The sequence below is a fragment of the Actinomadura sp. BRA 177 genome, from assembly GCF_013372625.1.
In the GTDB taxonomy this organism is placed as follows: Bacteria; Actinomycetota; Actinomycetes; order Streptosporangiales; family Streptosporangiaceae; genus Spirillospora.
Map to the genome: position 1 here is coordinate 1 of NZ_JABXFD010000307.1, position 2,968 is coordinate 2,968.

Below are 2,968 nucleotides of genomic sequence, written 5' to 3' on the forward strand. Positions count from 1 at the left end.
GCCGCCGGGGCTCAGCCCGATTCTGTCCGACCGCTATGACCGTTGTCACACCATTCGCGCACATTTACCCTCACACGGCGCGTACCGATCGGCCAACCTCGCCGATCCGCACACCCCTGTCGGCTCCGGCCCCCCGAGGGGTCCGCCCTGACCCTGCGCTCTCCGGCACCACGGTCAACGCGCCTGCTCGCCGCCGAAGTTCCCGATGATCCGCCCGCGGCCGACGGTGTGCTCGGCGATGGCGGGAAGCGAGTCCTTCAGTTCGGCGCCGTTCTGGAACGGTGCCGGATCGTCCAGTGCGTAGATGGTGAACCGGTACCGATGCTCTTCTCCCTTGGGCGGGCACGGCGGCGCGTATCCCGCCTTCTTGCCTGTGGTCAACCCTTCGACGGTCCTGTCCAGCCGGGCATCCTCGACGATCTCGTTGACCGTCGCGTCGATGCCCGCGATCACCCAGTGGACGTAGGCGCCGCCGGACGCGTCCGGGTCGTCCATGACGATCGCGAACGACTTGGTCCCGGCCGGCGTGCCCGACCACCGGAGCGGCGGGGTCTTCCCCTGTCCGCCAGGGTACGTCGTGCAGCCGTACCGCGGGGGCAAGTCGCCGCCATCGCGGAAGACCGGGCTGGTCACGGTGAACCACTCCGACAGTTCGGCGCTCTTGTTCTGCGGCTGCCCGATCAGCCCGCAGCCGCTCAGGGCCGCGGCGAGGGCGAGGGCGCCCACCGCGGCCAGCGTCGGACGCCGGTCTCTGCTCATCATCGATACGCTCCCGGGCGAGATCGTAGCCCGCGCACCGCCGGGCCGATGTGATCTCGGTCCCGCTCATCGGCCGCGCGCGTCCCGCCGCCGGCGCCCCCTTCCTCGTCCGCCCCAACGATAGGGCTTTCCCGGGGGTGCGACGGGCGGTTCGCGGCGCCGCCCGCCGGCCGGGCCGAGGAAGATCCCTGTGACGTGCGTCATGCGTGCTTTGCCCCGCTCCATCCCATAATTTGCGAAGGAGTGGCGGGTTTCACACCCGATTCAGCCCTGCCGTTTACCAGGACGGGAAGTTCTCGCGTTCTTGCCTGGTTATTCGTTGGTGTCAGGCACGTTCCATCGGCTAGCTTGTGAATGTCTTCACAAGCCGACCGTGACATTGGAGGGCCGCAATGGCCAGGACCGCCGAGGAGACCTCTGGCGCTCCCCACATCCTCATCGTGGGTGGCGGCTATGTGGGCATGTACACCGCGCTGCGTCTGCAGAAGAAGCTCAAGCGAGAGCTGAGACGCGGCGAGGTCAAGGTCACCGTCGTTGACCCCAACTCGTACATGACGTACCAGCCGTTCCTGCCCGAGGCCGCCGCCGGGAACATCTCCCCGCGGCACGTCGTCGTCCCGCTCCGCCGGGTGCTGCCCAAGTGCACCGTCCGCAAGGCGCGGGTCACCGAGCTGAACCACGACGCCGGGTGGGCGATCGTCCAGCCGCTGTCCGGCCCCCCGGAGCGGATCTCCTACGACTACCTGGTCATGGCCGCCGGAGCGGTGCCGCGGCTGCTGCCGATCCCCGGGCTCGCCGAGCACGGCATCAGCCTCAAGACCGTCGGCGAGGCCATCCACCTGCGCAACCACGTGCTGGAGCAGCTGGAGATCGCCGAGTCGACCGACGACGTCGAGCTGCGCCGCAAGGCGCTGACCTTCGTGTTCGTCGGCGGCGGGTTCGCCGGCGTGGAGGCGGTCGCCGAGCTGGAGGACATGACCCGCGACGCGACCAAGTACATGCGCAAGGTCACCCCGCAGGACCTGCGGTTCATGCTCGTCGAGGCCGCCGACCGCATCCTGCCCGAGGTCGGCCCCGACATGGGCAAGTGGACCGCCGAGCAGCTGCGCGGCCGCGGCATCGCCGTCAAGATGAACACCTACCTGGAGTCCGCGGTCGACGGCCGGATCGAGCTGTCGGACGGCAGCAGCTTCCGGGCCGGGACGCTGGTGTGGAACGCGGGCGTCAAGCCGTCCCCGGTCGTCCGGCACGGCGACCTGCCGGTGGACGAGCGCGGACGCGTCAAGGGCACCGAGTACCTCACCATCGAGGGCCTCGTGCGGGCGTTCACCGCCGGCGACAACGCCGCCATCCCGGACCTGACGCAGGAGGGCATGTTCTGCCCGCCGAACGCGCAGCACGCCGTCCGGCAGGCGAAGCTGCTCGGCGACAACATCGTCCGGTCCCTGCGCGGCAAGACCCTCAAGCCGTACGTGCACGCCAACATCGGCGCCGTCGCCGGGCTCGGCCTGCACAAGGGCGTCGCGCAGACCTACGGCTTCAAGGTCAAGGGCTGGCCGGCGTGGTTCATGCACCGCAGCTACCACGGCGCGAAGGTCCCGACCTTCAACCGGAAGCTGCGCGTCATCGCGGACTGGACGCTCGCGCTGTTCCTCAAGCGCGAGACCGTCTCCCTCGCGACCGTCGAGCAGCCGCGCGCCGACTTCCAGCTCGCCGCCCTCGACGACACCAGGGCCAAGAGCAAGGTAGAGGAGACCGCGGACACCGCGGCCTGACCGGCTCCGCCCCTCCCGACGCCCCGGCGATCCCACGACCGCCGGGGCGTCCGCCGTCCGGGCTTTGGCCGTGCGGGAGAATCGGCGGGTGCGCATCGGGATCCTGGGGCCGCTGGAGGTACTGGCGGACGACGGCGCGCCCCTCGCCGTCGGCGGGGCCCGGCTGCGGGCGCTGCTGACGCTGCTCGCCCTCGACCCCGGCGCGCTGGTCCCGGCGGAGCGGATCATCGGCGCGCTCTGGGAGGACGGCGTACCGGGCGGCGCGCCGAACGCGTTGCAGTCCCTCGTCCGGCGGCTGCGCGCCGCGATCGGCCCGGAGCTGATCGAGACGCGGCCAGGCGCGTACCGGCTCGTCCTGCCGACCGATGCCGTGGACGCCTCCGACTTCGAGGCGCGGGTCCGGGCCGCGCCTCGAAGTCGGAGGCGTCCACGGC

Annotated in this window: 3 protein-coding genes; 2 read left to right on the forward strand and 1 reads right to left on the reverse strand. The window is 70.9% G+C overall.

What is annotated here, in order from left to right; all coding sequences use genetic code 11:
* Positions 1-174: 174 nt before the first annotated feature.
* Positions 175-762 carry a YbhB/YbcL family Raf kinase inhibitor-like protein gene (locus HUX53_RS15200; RefSeq protein WP_255205280.1) on the reverse strand — a complete coding sequence of 196 codons (588 nt, stop codon included), beginning with the start codon at positions 760-762 and terminating at the stop codon, positions 175-177.
* Between the two features lie 389 nt (positions 763-1,151).
* On the opposite strand from HUX53_RS15200, the gene HUX53_RS15205 reads away from it, so the two are divergent.
* Together HUX53_RS15205 and HUX53_RS15210 are read left to right on the forward strand one after the other, a co-directional pair.
* Positions 1,152-2,534 carry an NAD(P)/FAD-dependent oxidoreductase gene (locus HUX53_RS15205; protein WP_176403841.1) on the forward strand — a complete coding sequence of 461 codons (1,383 nt, stop codon included), beginning with the start codon at positions 1,152-1,154 and terminating at the stop codon, positions 2,532-2,534.
* An 88-nt stretch (positions 2,535-2,622) separates the two neighbouring features.
* Positions 2,623-2,968 (forward strand): helix-turn-helix domain-containing protein (locus HUX53_RS15210; RefSeq protein ID WP_176403842.1); only part of this gene is annotated, 346 nt, incomplete at its 3' end.

Coding starts and splice junctions, on each gene's coding strand:
- HUX53_RS15200 (WP_255205280.1), bottom strand. CDS start 762: ATGATGAGCAGAGACCGGCGTCCGACGCTGGCCGCGGTGGGCGCCCTC.
- HUX53_RS15205 (WP_176403841.1), top strand. CDS start 1,152: ATGGCCAGGACCGCCGAGGAGACCTCTGGCGCTCCCCACATCCTCATC.